The following is an 18363-nucleotide window of genomic DNA, read 5'->3' on the forward strand; positions in this document are numbered from 1 at the left end:
CTGCGACCGGAGACCCCGGCCGAAGGAGACGCGCCCATGCGAACCGATGACGACAGTTGGGACATCACGGAGAGCGTGGGCGCGACGGCGCTCGGCGTGGCCGCCATCCGCGCCTACGAGACGAGTCGCGAGGACGCGCTCTTCCGGGATCCGTTCGCGGCGAAGCTCGTGAGCGCGGTCGCCTCGCCGGGCTGGGACTCCCTCATGGCGGGGTCGCTGAGCGGACAGAACGTCAGCGACGGCGACCTGCGCGGCTGGTCGATGGGCAGCGTCCTCATCGCCCGCACGCTCTACTTCGATGAGTATTTCGCCGCCGCCGTGCGCGCCGGGATCCGGCAGATCGTGATTCTGGCCGCCGGTCTCGACGCTCGCGCGTACCGGCTCGAATGGCCTTCGGGTACCCGGATCTTCGAGCTCGACCAGCCGAAGGTCCTGGCGTTCAAGGCCCGGGCGCTGGCCGACGACGAGCCGGCCGCTGATCGTCGCGAGGTGGCGATCGACCTGCGGCAGGATTGGCCGAAAGCGTTGCTGGACAAAGGTTTCGAACCCGGCGAGCCGACCGCCTGGCTGGCGGAGGGGCTGCTGCGGTATCTGCCCGGCCGCGCCCAGGACAAGCTGCTGGAGCAGGTGGTGGAACTCAGTGCGCCCGGCAGCCGGATGGCGCTGAATCTGGGCACGGACAAAGACATGGCCGACGAGTTCCGCGAGCGGCGCAAGAAGGTCATGGCGGAGGCGGGCATCCACATCGACCTGGAAAACCTGTTCTACCCGTGGGAGAACCGCAAGGATCCCCGCGACTGGTTCGCCATGCACCGCTGGCTGGTGACCGAGGGCGACCCGGTCGCCCTGCTCGAGGACCACGGCCGTACCGTCCCCGAAGCGGCTCGGGCCGGTATGGGCGCACACATTCTGATGACCGCGACGAAACCGCGAGGAGACGACACGCTATGACCCAGGGCGGCAGCACCAATGAAGGCGCGCTGTGGGGTGGACGCTTCGCGTCCGGCCCGGCCGCGGCGATGGCGGCGCTGAGCAAGTCGACCCATTTCGACTGGGTGCTCGCGCCGTACGACGTCCGCGCCTCCAAGGCGCACGCGCGCGTGCTGCACAAGGCCGGGCTGCTGTCGGAATCCGACCTGACCGGGATGCTGGCCGGCCTGGATCAGCTGGCGGCGGACGTGGAATCGGGCGCGTTCGGCCCGCTCGAATCCGATGAGGACGTGCACGGCGCGCTGGAGCGCGGCCTGATCGACCGGGTCGGCGCCGAGCTCGGCGGCCGCCTGCGCGCGGGCCGCTCCCGCAACGACCAGGTGGCCACCCTGTTCCGCATGTGGCTGCGGGATGCGGTGCGGCGCATCGCCTCCGGCGTGCTGGACGTGGTGGATGCCCTGGTCGAACAGGCCGCCGCGCACCCGGACGCGGTCATGCCGGGCAAGACCCACCTGCAGGCCGCCCAGCCGGTGCTGCTGGCCCACCACCTGCTCGCGCACGCGCACCCGCTGCTGCGCGACATCGAGCGGATCCGCGACTTCGACAAGCGGGCCGCGGTGTCGCCGTACGGTTCCGGCGCGCTGGCGGGCTCCTCGCTGGGCCTGGATCCGGAAGCCATTGCCGCGGAACTGAATTTCGATTCCTCCGCCGCGAACTCCATCGACGCCACGTCTTCTCGCGACTTCGCCGCCGAGGCCGCGTTCGTGCTGGCCATGATCGCGGTCGACCTGAGCCGCATGGCCGAAGAGGTGATCATCTGGAGCACACCGGAATTCGGCTACATCACGCTGGCCGACGCCTGGTCCACCGGCTCTTCGATCATGCCGCAGAAGAAGAACCCGGACGTCTCCGAGCTCACCCGCGGCAAGGCCGGCCGCCTCATCGGCAATGTCACCGGTCTGCTCGCGACGCTGAAGGCGCAGCCGCTGGCCTACAACCGTGACCTGCAGGAGGACAAGGAGCCGGTCTTCGACTCGGTGGCCCAGCTGGAGCTGCTGCTGCCCGCCATCGCCGGCCTGGTCTCGACCCTGACCTTCCATACCGACCGCATGGCCGAGCTCGCCCCTGCGGGCTTCACCCTCGCGACCGATATCGCCGAATGGCTGGTCCGCCAGGGTGTTCCGTTCCGGGTCGCGCACGAGGCGGCGGGCGGTTGCGTCCGTGCCGCCGAGGCCCGCGGAGTCGGCCTGGACGAGCTCACCGACGCCGAGTTCGCCGCCGTCGACCCGGCACTGACCCCCGGCGTCCGTGAGGTCCTCACCGTCGAAGGCTCCATCGCCTCGCGCAATGCCCGCGGCGGCACCGCCGGCACCCAGGTCGCCAAGCAGCTGGAGGAGGTGCGCGGCACCGCCGCCACCCAGCGCGCCTGGCTGAGCTGACCCGCAGCGACGAGAACGGCCCGTCGAGGTTCCGCACCGGAAACCTCAACGGGCCGTTCGTCATCCGCGACGATAGTTCATGTGCTTCGTGGCGGGCACAGTGGCGCGACCGGAATCGTGCACCTTGCCGCCACCGATCTGCTGTTGCTTCTTATCGCCCTTGCCGCGCCGCTCGCGCCGCGACAGCGGGCGATCTGCGGGCTCCTCAGCCGGGATTTCGGGCAGCGAAAAGCGCTCGGGCACAGGTCCTCCTAGAAATTTACGAGACCGACTCACCGGATCGGGTGCCGGTCGGAATCGGGAATGCCACGCGCGGTCGATTCGACCGACCGCTGGGCGTCAGACGCGTATCGCGCTCAGGAGAACAGCTGCAGCCACATGCCGAGCACCTTAACCACAGACTCGTATCCGCCGCATCCTATTTTTCGCCGGGTCCGGGGTCACGAGTTGGCGCGGTCGAGCATGGCATCGATGGCCGCGGTGATGCCCTTCTTGTCGTAGCTGCCGGTCGGCATGGTGGCGCCGTGGGCGTGGCGCACGATGCCCTGGCCATCGACGAGCACCGTCCCGGACTGCTGCATCGAGCCGAAGAGTCGGCGGGTCAGTCCGACCGACTCGTGCGGGCTGCCGGTCGGGCCGGTCAGGACGGGGAAGGGAATGCCCCGCTCGGTCTTCCATGCCAGACCGGCCGTGCGTTCTTCCGGCACGACGATGGCGACCCGAATGCCCTCGGCATCGAAGTCGGCGCGGTTCGCGACGAGATCGCGGACGTGCCGGTTGCAGATCGCGCACGAGGTCGATCGCATGAAATACAGCAGTGTGCCGCGCATTCCGGGTTTGTCCGACAGCCGCCAGGGCTGCCCGGCGGTGTCGACGAGTTCCAGGTCCGGCGCGATGGATTCGGATGTGAGCATGGCGGGGTCACCCTTCGAGTGGCGTGGGGCGGGAGGACGGTCGGGTCCGGCGATCACGGCCGGGTGCCGAGGTCCGCTCGGACAGCGGCGCGGGCACGGTGCAGATGCGACTTCATCGCCGCGGTGCTCAGTCCCAGCGCGTCGGCGGTCATGCGTCCCGGATAGCCCAGCACATCGCGCATGATCAGGACTCGGCGCTGGGTCTCGGGCAGGGCCGTAATCGCCTGTGCGAGTTGGCCGGCGTCGAGGCGGCGCAGCACTTCGTCCTCGGCGGAGAGCATCACGTCGAGGTCCCCGCCATCGGTCCGCGGGCCGTGATCGAGCAGATGCCGGGCGCGGCGCAGGCATTCGTTGCGGACGATGCGGAACATCCAGGACGCGAGCGCCGTGGTCGCCCGCAGCGTTCCGATCTTGCGGTACAGGATGATCAGCGCTTCCTGCGTGGCGTCCTCGGCGTCGGCGGGGGAGGCGCACAGGTGTTGCGCGAACCGGCGCACATGGGGATGGGCGCCGTACACGACGGCGGCGATCGCCTCCCGGTCGCCGTGCTGGGCCGCCGCCACCAACTGCTGACCGGCCCAGCCACGCTCCATGCCCGCCCCCGTCGACGACTCGTGCCGCCTGATCCTTGCATTGTGCGAAGCCACCGCGATGTCGTGGTCCTCCGCTTCGATTCGTATGTTCACCACCATAAGAGGGGTCCCGGCCGGAAAAGGATTCGAATGGATCCGAAGTGGCACGACCCGCGTGCCCGTGCCGATGTCAGCTCAGGGCCTTCTGCAGGAGCTCGGTGATGCGGGATTCGGTCTCGTCGCGCATAGCGCTCGGTTCCTCGAGGCGTGGCATCGGGAGGAACGGCCGGCTCGATCGGCGCTCCGCGAGGCTGTGGCGGGGCGCATGATTCACGGTTTGCGCGACGAGTTCGACGCCGAGCGCGAATGGACCGGCGTGCTCACTGGTGCGGCAGCGGCGGGAAGAGCTCGGTCTCACGCAATCCGACCTCGCGGATCGGGCGTTGCCCGAAGCGGGGTGACGGGTCGTTATTGTGCGGCAATGACCTTGTTGTTGCTGGCGTTGGCGATCGCGTGTGAGGTGACGGCGACTGTTTCGCTGAAGATCTCGGAGGGGTTCAGCAGGCTGGTGCCTTCGGTCATCGTGGTGATCGGGTATGGGGCCGCGTTCTTCTTCCTGTCGCAGGCGTTGAAGCGGGGGATGGCGATCGGCGTGGCGTACGGGATCTGGTCGGCGGTCGGTGTGGTGGCGGTGGCGACGATCGGGGCGCTGTTCCTGGACGAGCGGATCACGCCGGTGCAGATCGGGGGGATCGTGCTGGTGATCGCGGGGGTGCTGGCACTGGAACTCGGTGGGGCGCACTGACTGTCGTCCGACACCCCGGACGGCCGATGGGCAGCCCGGTTGCCGCCGGGGTCAATCCTGGACGCGCACCAGGTATCCGGCGTCCGCGAGGGCGGTGAGCATCTCGTCACGGTGGGCGGGGCCGCGGGTTTCGAGGGTCAGCAGGACCTCGACCTCGTCGATGGCGAGCCACGCGCCGGTGCGGGAGTGGACGACATCCAGGACGCTGGCCCCGGTGCGGCCGAGTTCGGCGAGCAGGCGGGACAGGCTGCCAGGGCGGTCGGAGATGGTGACGCGGGCGGCGAGGTAGCGGCCGGCCGCGCTGAGGCCGTGGCCGATGACCCGGGTCAGCAGTAGCGGGTCGATATTGCCGCCCGAGAGTATCGCGCAGACCGGCCCCTCCAGCGCGAGTTCGGCTGGGCCGCAGGCCATCAGGGCCGCGACGGCCGCCGCGCCGGCGGGCTCGACGATCAGCTTGGCCCGCTCCATGCACAGCAGCAGCGCCTCGGACAGCGCATTCTCCTCCACGGTGACGATGGCAGGCGCGTACGCCACGATATGCTCGAACGGCACGTCACCGGGTCGGCCGACCGCGATGCCGTCGGCCATGGTGGACATCTGCTCCAGCGCCACCGGCTTCCCGGCCGCGAGTGAAGCGGGCCAGGCGGCCGCCTCGGCGGCCTGCACCCCGATCACCCGGACTTGCGGCTTGCGTCGCTGCACCGCCGCGGCCACCCCGGCGAGCAGGCCGCCGCCGCCCGTCGGCACCACGATCGTGCCGACATCCGGGAGTTGGTCCAGGATTTCGAGTCCGGCCGTCGCCTGGCCGGCCACGATATCGATGTGGTCGAACGGGTGCACCAGCGTCGCCCCGGTGCGCTCCGCGAAATCCCGTGCGGCGGCAAGGGATTGGTCGATGGTGTCGCCGACCTGATGCACGGTCGCGCCATATGCCCTGGTGGCCACCAGCTTCGGCAGCGCCGCACCGACCGGCATGAACACCGTGGAGTCGATGCCGAGTGAGGTCGCCGCCCACGCCACCCCCTGCGCGTGATTGCCCGCGCTGGCCGCCACCACCCCGTGCGCCCGCTCGGCCTCGGACAGATTGGCGATGCGGTTGTAGGCGCCGCGCGGCTTGAACGATCCGGTGCGCTGCAGGCTTTCGCATTTCAGCCAGACCTCGTGCCCGATGCGCTCCGACAGCACCCGCGAGGCCACCACGGGAGTCCGCCGGATCACCGGTGCCAGCAGGGTCGCCGCCGCTTCGATCCGCGCCATGAGCTCCATGCGGGCCATGTTGCCAGGTATTCACCCATCCGGCGCGGGGGGCGGTCGCACGGCTCGCCGCCGCCGGAGTGTGAAGCAGGTCCGCCCAGGGTGGTCGCGAAAGATATACGGATCACGCAATGACGCGGAAACCGAAAAGCAATCCACGGGGAACGGCTCGTTCCTACCTTGAGCCAACCACCAATGGCTCCCGGATCGGATACCCCATGACCGACATCGACTCTCCCGCCTCGGCGGGCGCGGAATCCACCGCGGCGATTCCCGCTCCAGACTACGACCCCAGGCTGACCAATGACGATCTCGCCCCGCTGAAGAAGCAGACCTGGGGCTCGTACCACATTTTCGCCTTCTGGATGTCGGATGTGCACAGCGTCGGCGGATACGTCACGGCGGGCAGCCTTTTCGCCCTCGGCCTGGCCGGCTGGCAGGTGCTCGCGGCCCTGCTGATCGGTATCACGATCGTATATTTCCTGTGCAATCTGGTCGCCGCGCCCAGCCAGCGCGCGGGCGTGCCGTATCCGGTCATGTGCCGCAGCGCGTTCGGCGTGAAGGGCGCGAACATCCCGGCCATCATCCGCGGCCTGATCGCGGTGGCCTGGTACGGGATTCAGACCTATCTCGCCTCGGCGGCCCTGATCGTGGTGGCGGTCAAGCTCTTCCCGAGCCTGGCGCCCTACACGGTGTCGGGCGACTACGGCTTCCTCGGCCTGTCACTGCTGGGCTGGTGCGCGTACCTGGTGCTGTGGGTGGTGCAGGCGGCCGTGTTCTGGCAGGGCATGGAGTCCATCCGCAAGTTCATCGACTTCTGCGGTCCCGCCGTGTACGTCGTGATGTTCTTCCTGTGCGGCTACCTGATCCACAAGGCCGGCTGGAGCGCCATCGACCTGCAGCTCGGCTCGGTGAAGTACCACGGCTGGGACGCGCTGCCCGTGGTGCTGGGCGCGATCGCGCTGGTGGTGTCCTATTTCTGCGGACCGATGCTGAACTTCGGTGACTTCTCCCGCTACAGCAAATCCATGGCGGCGGTGAAACGTGGCAACCTGCTCGGGCTGCCGGTCAACTTCCTGGCGTTCTCGCTGCTGGTGGTGATCACCGCGTCGCTGACCATTCCGGTGTACGGCGAGCTCATCACCGATCCGGTCGAGACGGTCTCCCGCATCGACTCCACCTTCGCCATCGTGCTGGGCGCGCTGACCTTCACCATCGCGACGGTCGGCATCAATATCGTCGCCAACTTCATCTCCCCGGCCTTCGACTTCTCGCACGTGAGCCCGCAGCGCATCAGCTGGCGCATGGGCGGGATGATCGCGGCGGTCGGGTCGGTGCTGATCACGCCGTGGAACCTGTACAACAACCCGGACGTCATCCACTACACCCTCGAGGTGCTGGGCGCGTTCATCGGCCCGCTGTTCGGGGTGCTCATCGCCGACTACTACCTGGTGCGCAAGCGGACCATCGTGGTCGACGACCTGTTCACCATGGCCGAGAGCGGAAAGTACTGGTACCGCAAGGGATTCAATCCGGTCGCGGTGACCGCCACCGTGATCGGCGCCATCGCGGCGGTGTTCCCGGTCCTGGCCGATGACGTCTACGGCATGCACACCGCGGCCCAGTACAGCTGGTTCATCGGATGCGGTCTGGCGCTGGTCGTCTACTACGCGCTGGCCACGCGCAGCAAGCTCATGGTCGAAGCCTGAGGGGATGTCCCTGGCGGCGGTGCCGGCTGCTGCCAGGGATTTGCTGAATTATCAATAGGTGTCATGAGTATTAATAGGTGCCATGCTGAAAATGTGTTCTGGGTAACATAATCCGTACGGGGTCGAGTATTTAAGCGCACAGTAGGAAAACCTGCTTTTCCCAATCGGAATTAGTACGGTTGGTCCCATGCAGCTCTCCCGGTTCACAGATCTCGGCCTACGGTCGCTCATGCGGCTGGCGGTCAGTAGTGGAGCCGAGGACAGGGTCACCGTCAAACTCATTGCGCGACAGGTGAATGCTTCCGAAAACTACGTTGCGAAAGCTGTCTCCCGGCTGGCCGAACTGGGCTATGTCGAGTCTCAGCGCGGACGCACCGGCGGGATCTTCCTGACCGAAGCCGGTAGAAAAACGACCATCGGCACTATTGTTCGTCAACTCGAATGTGATAACGAAGTCATCGAGTGCGGCGGCGACAATCCGTGCCCATTGTCGAATGCGTGCCGTTTGCGAGGCGTTCTCGCCACCGCGCAGAAAGCCTTCTACGCCGAACTGGATCGGTACCTCCTGTCCGATCTGGTGGATCAGCGCACCGTGGAGCTGCTGTATATGCCGGTATTCCCGGCGGCTTCACTCATCGACACCTAGGAGACCTCATGAGGCTCGCGCCGGATTCCACGCTGAACAATCTCCCCGAGCTGGAACCGGAGCACGCTGAGGTGATCCGCGCGACCCTGCCCTTGGTGGCCGCGCACATCGACCAGATCACCCCGCTGTTCTACTCCAAGATGTTCACCGCCCACCCCGACCTGCTGCGCGACCGCTTCAACCGCGGCAACCAGCATCAGGGCGCACAGCAGAAGGCGCTCGCGGCCTCCATCGCCGTCTTCGCCACCCACCTCGTCGACCCGGCCCTGCCGCATCCGCGGGAACTGCTGGCCCGCATCGGCCACAAGCACGCCTCGCTGGGCGTCACCGAGCCCGAATACCGCATCGTCCACGAGCATCTGTTCGCCGCCATCGTGGAGGTGCTGGGCGCGGACGTGGTGACCGCGGAGATCGCGGCGGCCTGGGATCGCGTGTACTGGCTGATGGCAACCACTCTCATCGATTTCGAGCGGGAGCTCTACGACGCCGCGGGCGTCGTGCCCGGTGACGTGTTCCGTCAGACCCGGGTGGTGCAGCGCATCGACGATCCCTCCGGGGTGGCCACCTTCGTGGTGGAGTCGGCCGACCCGTCCGAGCCGCTGCCGGGATTCGTTCCGGGACAGTACATCTCGGTCGGCGCTCGGCTGCCTGACGGCGCCCGTCAGCTGCGGCAGTACAGCCTGGTCAATCGCGGCGGTGACGGCCGGCTCGCCTTCACCGTGCGCCGGGTGCCCGCCGACGCGGACATTCCGGCCGGTGAGGTCTCTAACTGGCTGCACGACACCATCGGTGCGGGCGACGCTCTCGAAATCACGCTGCCCTTCGGCGATCTGACCATCGACACCGAGGCCACCACGCCGGTCGTGCTCATCTCCGCGGGTATCGGTGTCACCCCGATGGCGGGCATCCTGGAATACCTGGCGGCCGAAACCCCTGCGCGCCGTACCCTCATCCTGCACGCCGACCGGTCCAGCACCGCCCACCCGCTGCGCGAAACAATCGACGAACTGGCCCACCGGTTGGCGGACGTGTACTCCCGCGCCTGGTACGAGGCCGACGGCCACGGCCTGCTGGACGTGACCGGAGTCGATCTGCCGAACGACGCGGACTACTACCTGTGCGGCGGCACCGGCTTCCTGCAGTACGTCCGCGCCCAGCTCATGTCCGCCGGAATTCCGTCGGACCGAGTGCATTTCGAGCTCTTCGCGCCGAACGACTGGCTGCTCGACGCCGATCAGGAGCCCGCTCTCGCCTGACCGCGAGCGCGATCGATCCCGGCCGCCCGCGGCTGATCCTCAGCCGCGAGCGGCGACGACCCGCAGCACTCCGCTCAGCCACGGCGTGTAGCGGGCGGGCTCGGCCTCGACATCCTCGGCCAGGGCGTCGGGCCGGATCCACGCGATATCGGCGACCTCGTCCGGATTCGGATGCGGCGCGGTGCCTGCCAGCCGTCCGATGAGGACGTGGTCGTACTCGAACTCGACGCGGCCGGTATTCGGATCGGTGGCCTGGTAGGTGAAGGTGCCGGCCTCGGACAGCTCGGCGGTGACGCCGAGTTCCTCGTGCAGCCGCTTGGTCGCGGCCTGCACCACCGCCTGTCCCGGCTCGGGGTGCCCGCAGCAGGTGTTGGTCCACAGCAGCGGGAACCGGGTCTTCACGCCCGCCCGCTGCTGCAGCAGCACTCGCCCGGCCGCGTCGAACAGCAGCACCGAGAAGGCGCGATGCAGGCGTCCGGGCGCGGTGTGGGCCGCGGCCACCGACAGCGAACCCCGTGCCCGGCCCTGCTCGTCGACCAGTTCGACGAGCAGGGTCTCACGGTCTACCACCGGGGTTGAGTCGGATGCGTCGAGGGTTCCGGTCACCTGCCCACCTTATCGGCGGTGATCATCAGGTACTGGAAGCTGCCCTCCTTGTACGAGGTCAGGAACGGTTTCTCGACGCCGGTGGCGAGTTCGGACCGGGTCCGCAGCTCCCAGTACGGGATGGTCGCGGGGGTGAGGTCGGTGACCGCGATCGGGGCCAGGCCGTTGGCGGCCAGGGCCTGGAAGTACCGGCTGCGCGGATGGATATTGCAGCCGTAGTGGGCGTCGATCCAGCTCGCCGAGGCCGAGCGGGCACCGAACACGTCATTGGAGCAGCCGGTGATGCAGACGTAGCGGCCGCCCGGCTCGAGCAGCCGGGAGAACTCCGCGAACAGCTCGAACAGGTCCACGTACGTGGTGGTCTCATTGGTCCAGATGCCGCGCCTGGAGCCGGATTCGAAACCGGTGTCGAGCATGTTCTTGAAGTGGAAGCGCACCTTGTCGGCGACACCACGCTGGCCGGCCTGTTCATTGGCGAAGGCCACCTGGTATTCGGAGATGGTGACGCTGTCCACCTGGCAGCCGAAGCGCTGGTTGGCCATGAAACTGGTGCCGCCGCGGCCGGATCCGCCGTCCATCAGCCGATCGCCGGGGCGAACGTCGCCGAGCTGGTCGAGCAGCGCGTCGGCCTGGGCGGTCTCCAGGCGGTGCAGCTCCTTGACCAGCCGTTCCTGCCGGGTGTCCGCGGGGCCTTCCAGGACCGACAGGTCCGGTTCGCCGAGGCCGTAGTGATGGTGATAGAGCCCGTCCACCTCGCCGAGCTTGGTGTTCACCCGGTCGTCGTTGGGGTTGTTGTTCCAGTAGGACGCGACCGATTTCTGGTATTCGGTCTTCAGCACGGCATCCGGCTGGGGGTGGAGCGCGGTCATGGCAGGTCATCCTCTCGAATGGGTGATATGACGCTGGAAGTACTGCGCGCGGGAACTCCTGTGCCTCAGGGGTTGTCGTTGTAGCGGCGGCCGTCCGCGTGCCAGGCCCGGTTGCCGCCCATCCAGGCCCACAGGCCGGTCAGGAAGCGGCGCAGCTCCGGGGAGCCGGTGGCGGCGAGGGCGCCCGCCTCGGCCTCGAAGCGGTGCATCAACTCGTCGTGGACCTCGGCGGTGTGCTGCACGGCCTCCCGGCGTGAGCACTGTTCCTCGGCGGCCAGCACGGTGGGAAGATTGAATTCCCGTCCGTTGGAAAGGTCTTCGCGGGCCATGGAGTAGAGGTCGTTGACCATCTGGGCGGCCAGCGCGGCGGTGGTGACCACCCGCCGCACCCGCGGATCGGTGTACTCCGCGGCCGGCACCTCGTAGCCGCCGACCGCGTCGATCGGGGCCATGCACAGCAGGAAGCTGTGCGGTTGCCGGTTCAGCAGGTATTCCCAGACGGGCGGCATGCGGCGAGCCGTGCGCCAGCCGGCCTCGGCGCCCAGCGCGATGAACCAGCCCGCGATCTCGGTGCGCAGCCGCGCCACCTGGGTCGGGTTGGCGAACTGGGACAGTGCTGGAAGGAGGTCCGGAAGGCCCGCAGAATCGGATCGCTCTGCATGGCCTCCTCCACCTTGATCTGGTACCGCGGCGGCAGGTGCACGGGATCCATGGCGGCGGCGGCCAGTTCGAGCCGCGGCCCGAGTTCCGCCTCCGCGCTGGATCTGCTGCCGTCCGGCGCGATATCGCCGGCGTCCTCCTCGCAGTAGTAGTCGTCCACCGACCACTCCGACACCGCGCACTTGGCCGCCGCCAGCAGGCGATCCGCGTCGTCGCAGTCCGGGTGGGCCAGCATGATCAGCCGCCCGAAGTCGGCCTTGCGCAGATCGTCGAGCCGTCCCTCGTAGAGCCCGATCTCCTCGGCCCACGCGATGATCCCGATATTCACCGCCGCCGCGAGCGCCGGGTTGTCCCGCACCGGGGGCGGGCAGTAGAGCGCCGGGATGATCGGCCCCTGCGCCCGCCGCATGGAGGGGGTCCCGATCCCGCTGGGACCGTGCGCGATCCGCGTGCTCGGAGGTGAACTCGCCGGGGTCCGGTCCAGTTGGGTGATCGCCCCGAGATCCCATGCGGGATCGAGGGTCTGCACCGGTTCCGCCGAGGTCGGTGCGCCGGACCGGGCGGCCGCCGAGGTGAGAACCGCCTGCGCGGCATCCGAGATCTCCCCGGCGGTCCGCTTCGGCTCGGGCACGAGCGCCGCCGCATCGGCGGCATTCGCATTGCCCGGCAGCACATTTCGTCGAAGGCTGGCATTTGTGCCGATTCCCTTGGAGCCGTTCGCCACTCGTCGTGCGGGTCGGCCGGTCGAGCCGACGACCGGCCGCTCCGCGGTATGGGTTTCGGCGGGCGTAGAGAGGAGCCGGCCGGAGCCCAGGGTGCGGGGGATGGGGCGGAGGGGTTGGGCGACAGGGGAGGTCGGGGGCCGGGGCGTCGGCACCGCGCCGCCGTCCGGCGACGGCGGACGCGATGCCTGTCCCGCGAGCTCCGCGATCACCTGGGAGGTGGGTAGGTTCACGCGGAGGCTCGGGGCCCCGAGGCCTACGGGGCCGAGCAGCCGTCGGGGCGAGGGTGTCTCGGCGGCGCCGAGACGAGGATCGTCACCGAGCGCGGCCGCGGCTTCCGTTGCCGCGAGCAGGGTCTGGGGCGCGGTGGTGTCGAGGTGGTCAGCAGGGCGGCGACGGCCGCCGCCACCTCATGGGTGGCAGGCGGGGCCGCGGCGCGTGAGAGCACCGACATGACGGGACACCTCGCTCAGTCGGACTGTCGGGCGACCAGCACATTGTCGAGAATGCCGAGCGCGTCGGGGACCAGGACGGCGGCCGAGTAGTAGCAGCTGACCAGGTAGGAGATGATCGACTGATCGTCGATGCCCTTGAACCGGACATTGAGGCTGGGCTCGTACTCGTCCGGAATTCCGGTCTGGTGCAAGCCGATCACGCCCTGGTCCTTCTCGCCGGTGCGCATGGCGAGGATCGACGTGGTGTGGGTGTCGCTGACCGGGATCTTGCCGCACGGAAAGATCGGCACCCCGCGCCAGGCGGGCACGCGGTGGCCGTCCACCTCCACCGGGTCGGGATAGATTCCGCGCTTGGAACATTCGCGGCCGAACGCGGCGATCGCCTTGGGGTGGGCCAGGAACAGCTTGGTGCTGCGGCGCATGGAGAGCAGTTCGTCCATATCGTCCGGGGTGGGCGCGCCGGATTCGGTGTAGATGCGCTGCTTCAGGTCACAGTTGTCGAGCAGGCCGAAGTCCGGGTTGTTGACCAGGTCGTACTCGCGGCGCTCGTAGAGGGCCTCGATGGTCAGGCGCAATTGCTGCTCGATCTGATCCATCGGGTCGTTGAACAGGTCCGCGACGCGGGTGTGCACGCGCAGCACCGACTGGGCCAGGCTCAGTTCGTATTCGCGCGGCTGGTCGTCGTAGTCGACGTAGGTGCCCTCGAGCATCGGCTCCCCGGAATGACCGGAGGCGATGACGATCTCGGCCTCGCCGTACTTGTTCTGCGGCAGCGCCGGCGCCTGCGCCACGGCGGAAAGATGTTCCGCCAGTGCGGGAATGTTCTCGGTCAGCTGGTTCACGGTGGAGCGGGCCAGCACCAGCATGGTGGTGGGCGTGACCGTCTTGATGGTGACCGGCCAGATGGCGTCCGGATCGGTGAGGGTCTGATCGCCGAAGAAATCACCGCCGCCGAGCATGCCGAGCTTGGTGGCCTCGCCATACTCGCCGGTGCCGATCTTGGCGAGCTTGCCGTGCACGATCAGCAGCACCTGGTCCATGGGGTCGCCGAATTCGGCGACCACGGTGCCGGCGGGCAGATCCCGCTGTTCGAAGCGGCCGGCCACGGTGGCCAGGATCTCCTCGTCGGCGAAGCCGCGCAGCTGCGGCAGTTCCTGCAGCTCGAGCGGGATGACCCGGGCGTTCGGGCCGTTGATGATGTACTCGACCTCGCCGTTGCCGACGGTGTGGGTGAGGCGCCGGTTGACGCGGTAGATACCGCCCTTGACCTGGCTCCACGGCAGCGAACGGGTCAGCCGGCGGGAGCCGATGCCCTAGATCTGCGGTTCGGATTTGGTGGTGCGCCAGCTGGTGGGCGGCGGCGGTACTGAGGGACTTGCGCTGGCCGTTTTCGGTCCGAAGGGGCATTTCGATGGTCATGCTGCGGTCCTCACCTCGAAGGGCCACCGCGCGGGAAGGCGGTGGAGTCCACGGCGAAACAGCAGACCCGAACGGGGCCTGCGTGAATTAGTCAAGTGAGTGAATTGACAAGCGCGACAGTGCGTTTCCAGCGATACCGATGGTAGGGCCCCTGATCAGCCCGGCGTCCCGAAATTCCAAAACATGATGCCTGGAATGTTGCTGTGTCGCGTATGCCGCGAATGGCCGGTTTGTTCTGGCGCGCGGGGGGCCGCATGGTGCTGGTCACAGCGCCAGCGCAGTAGGCTGGACCTATGGCAAGCTCATCGGGACGCGTCGGGGCGGGTGACGCTGGTCAAGGCCAGGAAATGTCTGGGAGAGAAGCCGTGAAATTCAATGCGAGGTCCGTCGTGGGTCCGATCGAACGACTCGTCGCGACCGCACAGAACGGGCTCGAGGTGATCCGGTTCGGGGGGCTGGTTCACGAGATCGAATCGTCGCCCTATGAGGTGGTGGAGCGGAAGCGGATGTATCGGCTGCGGCACTACTTCCCGGACGACGGCGGGGCGGACCGTCCGGTGGTGGTGCTGGTGCCGCCGATCATGGTGACCGCCGAGATCTGGGACGTGAATGCCGCCGACGGTGCGGTCGGTATTCTGCACAAGGGCGGAATCGATTGCTGGGTCGTCGATTTCGGCTCGCCCGCCACCGAAGAGGGTGGCTGGGACCGGGATCTGGCCGATCATGTGCTGGCGGTCTCGAGCGCCATCGACACCGTCACCGAAACCACCGGGCGCCCTGTGCATCTCATGGGGTACTCGCAAGGCGGCATGTTCGCCTACCAGACCGCGGCCTACCGCTACGGCAAGGGCATCGAGTCCATCGTGACCTTCGGCAGCCCGGTCGACGCCGTCGCCGGCATGCCCTTCGGCCTGCCGCACGGGCTGGTATCCGACGCCGCCGACCTCCTCACCGATCACGTGCTGAACCGGCTGCCCATCACCGATTCCATGGTGCGCCTGGGCTTCCAGGCCCTGGACCCGGTCAAGACGGTGCGCGCCCGCATCGACTTCCTGCGCCAGCTGCACAACCGGGAGGCGCTGCTGCCCAAGGAGCGGCAGCGCCGCTTCCTCGAGGCCGAGGGCTGGCTCGGCTACCCCGGTCCCGCGCTCACCGACCTGCTCCAGCAGTTCGTCAAGCACAATCGAATGATGCTGGGCGGCTTCGTGATCCGCGATCAGCTCATCTCGCTGGCGGAGATCAAGTGCCCGATCCTGGCCTTCGTCGGCGAGGTCGACGACATCGGTCAGCCCGCCGCCGTGCGCGGCATCGTGCGGGCCGCCCCCAACGCCGAGGTGTACGAGACCAGCATCGTGGCCGGGCATTTCGGGCTGGTGTCGGGTTCCACCGCCACCAAGCACACCTGGCCCGTGGTGCGCGACTGGGTGAACCACCTCAGCGGCCGTGCCGACCTGCCCGAGCAGGTCCAGCGAATGAGCACCGAGGTGGTCCGCAACGGCCCGCGCACCGGGCTCACCCGGGTCGTGCACGCGCTCGGCACCCTGGCCGAGGCCGGGACCAGCGTCGGCAAGACCATCGAGGGCGTGGCCGGGCAGACGCTGCGCGGCACCGTCGAACTCACCAGCGAGGCCGCCCGCGCGCTGCCCCGGCTGACCCGGCTGGGCATGATCCAGCCGCACACCCGAATCTCGCTGGGCCGCTTGCTCGCCGAGCAGGCGCGGCGCGCGCCGCAGCGCGAGCTGTTCGTCTTCGATGACCGCGTGCACACCCAGGAAGCGGTCAACGAGCGCATCGACAATGTGGTGCGCGGGCTGATCTCGGTCGGCGTGCGACCGGCCACCCGGGTCGGCGTGGTCATGGAGACCCGGCCGAGCGCGCTGGCCGCCATCGCCGCGCTGTCGCGGCTGGGTGCGGTCGCGGTGCTGCTGGCGCCGGGCAGCGAGCTGTCCAAGGTCGCGGATCTGACCGGGACCCGGCTGCTCATCGCCGATCCGGAGAACCTCGCCAGCGCGGCCGCCACCGGCCACCGGGTACTGGTGCTCGGCGGCGGCGACTCGCGTGACCTCGTCGTTCCGCGCGGCGCCGACGTGGTCGATCTGGAGCAGATCGATCCCGCGCGGGTGGAGCTGCCCGCCTGGTACCGGCCGGATCCGGGCCTGGCCCGCGAGCTGGCCTTCATCCTGGTCACCGGCACCGGCGACAAGTACGACATCAAGCAGGTCACCAATCACCGCTGGGCGCTGTCGGCCTTCGGCACCGCGTCGGCGGCGGACCTGGGCCGTCACGACACCGTGTACTGCCTTGCGCCGCTGCATCATTCGTCCGGATTGCTGGTGAGCCTGGGTGGCGCGGTGGCCGGCGGCAGCCGCATCGCGCTGGCCCGCTCGCTGGAGCCGGCGCGGTTCGCCGAGGAGGTGCACCGCTACGGCGTCACCGTGGTCACCTACACCTGGACCATGCTGCGCGACATCCTCGACGCCGACACCTTCGCCGACGGGCACCCGCACCCGATCCGCCTGTTCATCGGCTCCGGCATGCCCAGGGGCCTGTGGCGGCGCACCGAGGAGCGCTTCGCGCCCGCCAAGGTGCTGGAGTTCTACGCCTCCATCGAGGGAGATGTGGTGCTGGCCAACGTCTCCGGCGCCAAGATCGGCTCCAAGGGCCGTCCGGTACCGGGCACCGCCAAGGTCGAGCTCATCGCCTACGATCCCCAGACCGACGAGATCCTGGTCGAGGACAGCGGTTTCGCGCGCCGCTGCGCCGACAACGAGGTGGGGCTGCTCATCGGCACGGTATCCGATCTGGTCGACCTCTCCGCGGGCGGCCTGCGCGGCGTCTTCGCGCCCGGCGACGCGTGGATGCCCACCGAGAATCTCTTCCGCCGCGACAGCGACGGGGACTACTGGCTCATGGACCGCCGCGACACTGTCATCCCGACTCCGCGCGGCCCGGTCTACACGCAGCCGATCGTCGATGTGCTGAACGACATCACCGCCGTCGACATGGAGGTCGCCTTCGCCCTCCCCACCGGTGACCGCGTGCTCGCGGTGGCCGCGGTGAGTGTCCGCACGGGCTTCAGCCTGGCCCCCAAGGACGTGACCGAGGCGGTCCGGGCCCTGGCCCCGGATCAGCGGCCCGACATCGTCTACGTCGTGGACGACATCCCGCGTAGCTCCACCTTCCGGCCGTCGACGCGGGCGGTCCAGGCCGCGGGTCGCGCCGAGCCCGACGATCGCACCTGGTGGTACAACCGCACCACCGAGGCGTACGAGGTGCTGACTCCCGACCTCGCCTCGCGACTGTTCGCCTGAACGACCGCACGCGCCCCGGCGCCGCGTCGTTCCGACCGTGGAACGACAGGGCCGGGGCGCGTTCGCATTTCGCTTTCGATCCGGTGAATTGACCGAATGGTAATTTTCGGGGATGGGATCGGATGCGGGAGGTCGTGGCGCAGCGGTGAAGCGGGCCGGCACGGCGGGGACCAAGGGGGTGCCGCGCGCCGAGCGTGAGGCGCAGATCCTCGACGTGGCGGCCGCGGAGATCGCGCGGGTCGGGTACGCCGGGCTCTCGCCGGCCGTGGTGGCGGCCGGTGCCGGGGTGTCGAAACCGTTGGTGTACGGGTACTTCGGGTCCAAGGACGGGTTGTACGTGGCCTGTGTGGAACGGGCCGCGGGGGTGCTCGGGGACGCGATCGACGAGGCCATCACGGGGACGGCCTCGCTGGCGATGGCCGAGCGGACACTGGCCGCGATCTTCACCGCGCTGGAACCGCGGCCCTCCGACTGGAAGGTCGTGCACGACCAGACCTATCCGGCCGAGGGGCCCGCGGCGGAGGCGGTGCGGGCCGCGCGCGCCCGCATCGACGCACAGACCGATCAGGGTGTGGGGGCCTTCGTGGCGGGGCACGGGCTGACCGATCCGCGCGATCTGTCGGCGCTGATCGCGGTGTGGACCGGGCTGGTCGCCGCGCTCGTCGACTGGTGGCTGAACCATCCCGACGAGACGGCCGAGGCGATGATCGCGCGCAGCGCCCGCCTGTTCGCCGCTGTTCTCTGATCCGTGAGTGGTCCGAACCGGGTTCACCTCTTGCCATCAAATTGACCGATT

General features: G+C 68.6%; 18 protein-coding genes. 8 read left to right on the forward strand and 10 right to left on the reverse strand.

Annotated features, from left to right (window positions below; genetic code table 11):
* The first annotated feature begins 36 nt into the window (after positions 1-36).
* Positions 37-951 (forward strand): class I SAM-dependent methyltransferase, encoded by a 915-nt coding sequence (locus tag ON33_RS07905; RefSeq protein ID WP_040856948.1) that lies wholly within the window; start codon positions 37-39, stop codon positions 949-951.
* Positions 948-2369 carry an argininosuccinate lyase gene (gene argH / locus ON33_RS07910; RefSeq protein ID WP_040856950.1) on the forward strand — a complete coding sequence of 474 codons (1422 nt, stop codon included), beginning with the start codon at positions 948-950 and terminating at the stop codon, positions 2367-2369. The genes ON33_RS07905 and argH overlap by 4 nt, the downstream gene beginning before the upstream one ends.
* 60 nt (positions 2370-2429) lie before the next feature.
* Here the strand turns inward: argH and ON33_RS07915 are convergent, their stop codons facing one another.
* The 4 genes from ON33_RS07915 to ON33_RS41030 form a co-directional block, all read right to left on the reverse strand.
* A complete protein-coding gene (locus ON33_RS07915) occupies positions 2430-2612 on the reverse strand; it encodes a hypothetical protein (protein ID WP_040856952.1) in 183 nt (60 codons plus the stop codon).
* A gap of 197 nt (positions 2613-2809) precedes the next feature.
* Positions 2810-3283: a peroxiredoxin family protein gene (locus tag ON33_RS07920; protein ID WP_040856954.1), complete on the reverse strand. Its 474-nt coding sequence runs from the start codon at positions 3281-3283 to the stop codon at positions 2810-2812.
* A 53-nt stretch (positions 3284-3336) separates the two neighbouring features.
* Positions 3337-3876 (reverse strand): RNA polymerase sigma factor, encoded by a 540-nt coding sequence (locus ON33_RS07925; RefSeq protein WP_040857113.1) that lies wholly within the window; start codon positions 3874-3876, stop codon positions 3337-3339.
* Positions 3877-4045: 169 nt separating this feature from the next.
* Positions 4046-4273, reverse strand: coding sequence for a hypothetical protein (locus ON33_RS41030; protein WP_157184450.1), 228 nt, complete (start codon positions 4271-4273; stop codon positions 4046-4048).
* Positions 4274-4336: 63 nt separating this feature from the next.
* Between ON33_RS41030 and ON33_RS07930 the strand changes: the two genes are divergently transcribed.
* On the forward strand, positions 4337-4660 hold the full coding sequence (locus ON33_RS07930) for a DMT family transporter (protein WP_040856956.1): 324 nt from the start codon (positions 4337-4339) through the stop codon (positions 4658-4660).
* Positions 4661-4711: 51 nt separating this feature from the next.
* Here the strand turns inward: ON33_RS07930 and ilvA are convergent, their stop codons facing one another.
* A complete protein-coding gene (gene ilvA, locus ON33_RS07935; protein ID WP_373281020.1) occupies positions 4712-5926 on the reverse strand; it encodes a threonine ammonia-lyase in 1215 nt (404 codons plus the stop codon).
* A 206-nt stretch (positions 5927-6132) separates the two neighbouring features.
* On the opposite strand from ilvA, the gene ON33_RS07940 reads away from it, so the two are divergent.
* The 3 genes from ON33_RS07940 (at position 6133) to ON33_RS07950 (ending at position 9525) form a co-directional block, all read left to right on the forward strand.
* The gene (locus ON33_RS07940; RefSeq protein WP_040856960.1) at positions 6133-7623 is read left to right on the forward strand and encodes an NCS1 family nucleobase:cation symporter-1; all 1491 of its coding nucleotides are present in this window, start codon (positions 6133-6135) and stop codon (positions 7621-7623) included.
* Between the two features lie 187 nt (positions 7624-7810).
* Positions 7811-8269, forward strand: a complete 459-nt coding sequence (locus tag ON33_RS07945) for an RrF2 family transcriptional regulator (RefSeq protein WP_040856961.1) — start codon at positions 7811-7813, stop codon at positions 8267-8269.
* Between the two features lie 8 nt (positions 8270-8277).
* Positions 8278-9525, forward strand: coding sequence for a globin domain-containing protein (locus tag ON33_RS07950; protein ID WP_040856963.1), 1248 nt, complete (start codon positions 8278-8280; stop codon positions 9523-9525).
* Between the two features lie 39 nt (positions 9526-9564).
* Here the strand turns inward: ON33_RS07950 and idi are convergent, their stop codons facing one another.
* The 5 genes from idi to ON33_RS07970 all read right to left on the reverse strand — a co-directional run bounded on the left by idi (position 9565) and on the right by ON33_RS07970 (position 14147).
* Complete coding sequence (gene idi, locus ON33_RS07955) at positions 9565-10131, reverse strand: isopentenyl-diphosphate Delta-isomerase (protein WP_245550352.1); 567 nt, start codon at positions 10129-10131, stop codon at positions 9565-9567.
* Positions 10128-11000, reverse strand: coding sequence for a geranyl diphosphate 2-C-methyltransferase (locus ON33_RS07960; protein ID WP_040856965.1), 873 nt, complete (start codon positions 10998-11000; stop codon positions 10128-10130). The genes idi and ON33_RS07960 overlap by 4 nt, the downstream gene beginning before the upstream one ends.
* Before the next feature lie 65 nt (positions 11001-11065).
* A complete protein-coding gene (locus ON33_RS43155; RefSeq protein ID WP_245550354.1) occupies positions 11066-11587 on the reverse strand; it encodes a terpene synthase family protein in 522 nt (173 codons plus the stop codon).
* Positions 11482-12615, reverse strand: coding sequence for a hypothetical protein (locus ON33_RS43160; protein ID WP_245550355.1), 1134 nt, complete (start codon positions 12613-12615; stop codon positions 11482-11484). The genes ON33_RS43155 and ON33_RS43160 overlap by 106 nt, the downstream gene beginning before the upstream one ends.
* Before the next feature lie 236 nt (positions 12616-12851).
* Positions 12852-14147, reverse strand: coding sequence for a family 2B encapsulin nanocompartment shell protein (locus tag ON33_RS07970; protein ID WP_040856966.1), 1296 nt, complete (start codon positions 14145-14147; stop codon positions 12852-12854).
* 456 nt (positions 14148-14603) lie between these two features.
* Here ON33_RS07970 and ON33_RS07975 point away from each other — a divergent pair, with 456 nt between their 5' ends.
* Positions 14604-17567, forward strand: a complete 2964-nt coding sequence (locus tag ON33_RS07975; protein ID WP_051151769.1) for an AMP-binding protein — start codon at positions 14604-14606, stop codon at positions 17565-17567.
* Between the two features lie 112 nt (positions 17568-17679).
* A complete protein-coding gene (locus ON33_RS07980; RefSeq protein WP_051151770.1) occupies positions 17680-18312 on the forward strand; it encodes a TetR/AcrR family transcriptional regulator in 633 nt (210 codons plus the stop codon).
* Positions 18313-18363 lie beyond the last annotated feature (51 nt).

Origin of the sequence: Nocardia niigatensis NBRC 100131 (assembly GCF_000308655.1) — a bacterium.
In the GTDB taxonomy this organism is placed as follows: domain Bacteria; phylum Actinomycetota; class Actinomycetes; order Mycobacteriales; family Mycobacteriaceae; genus Nocardia; species Nocardia niigatensis.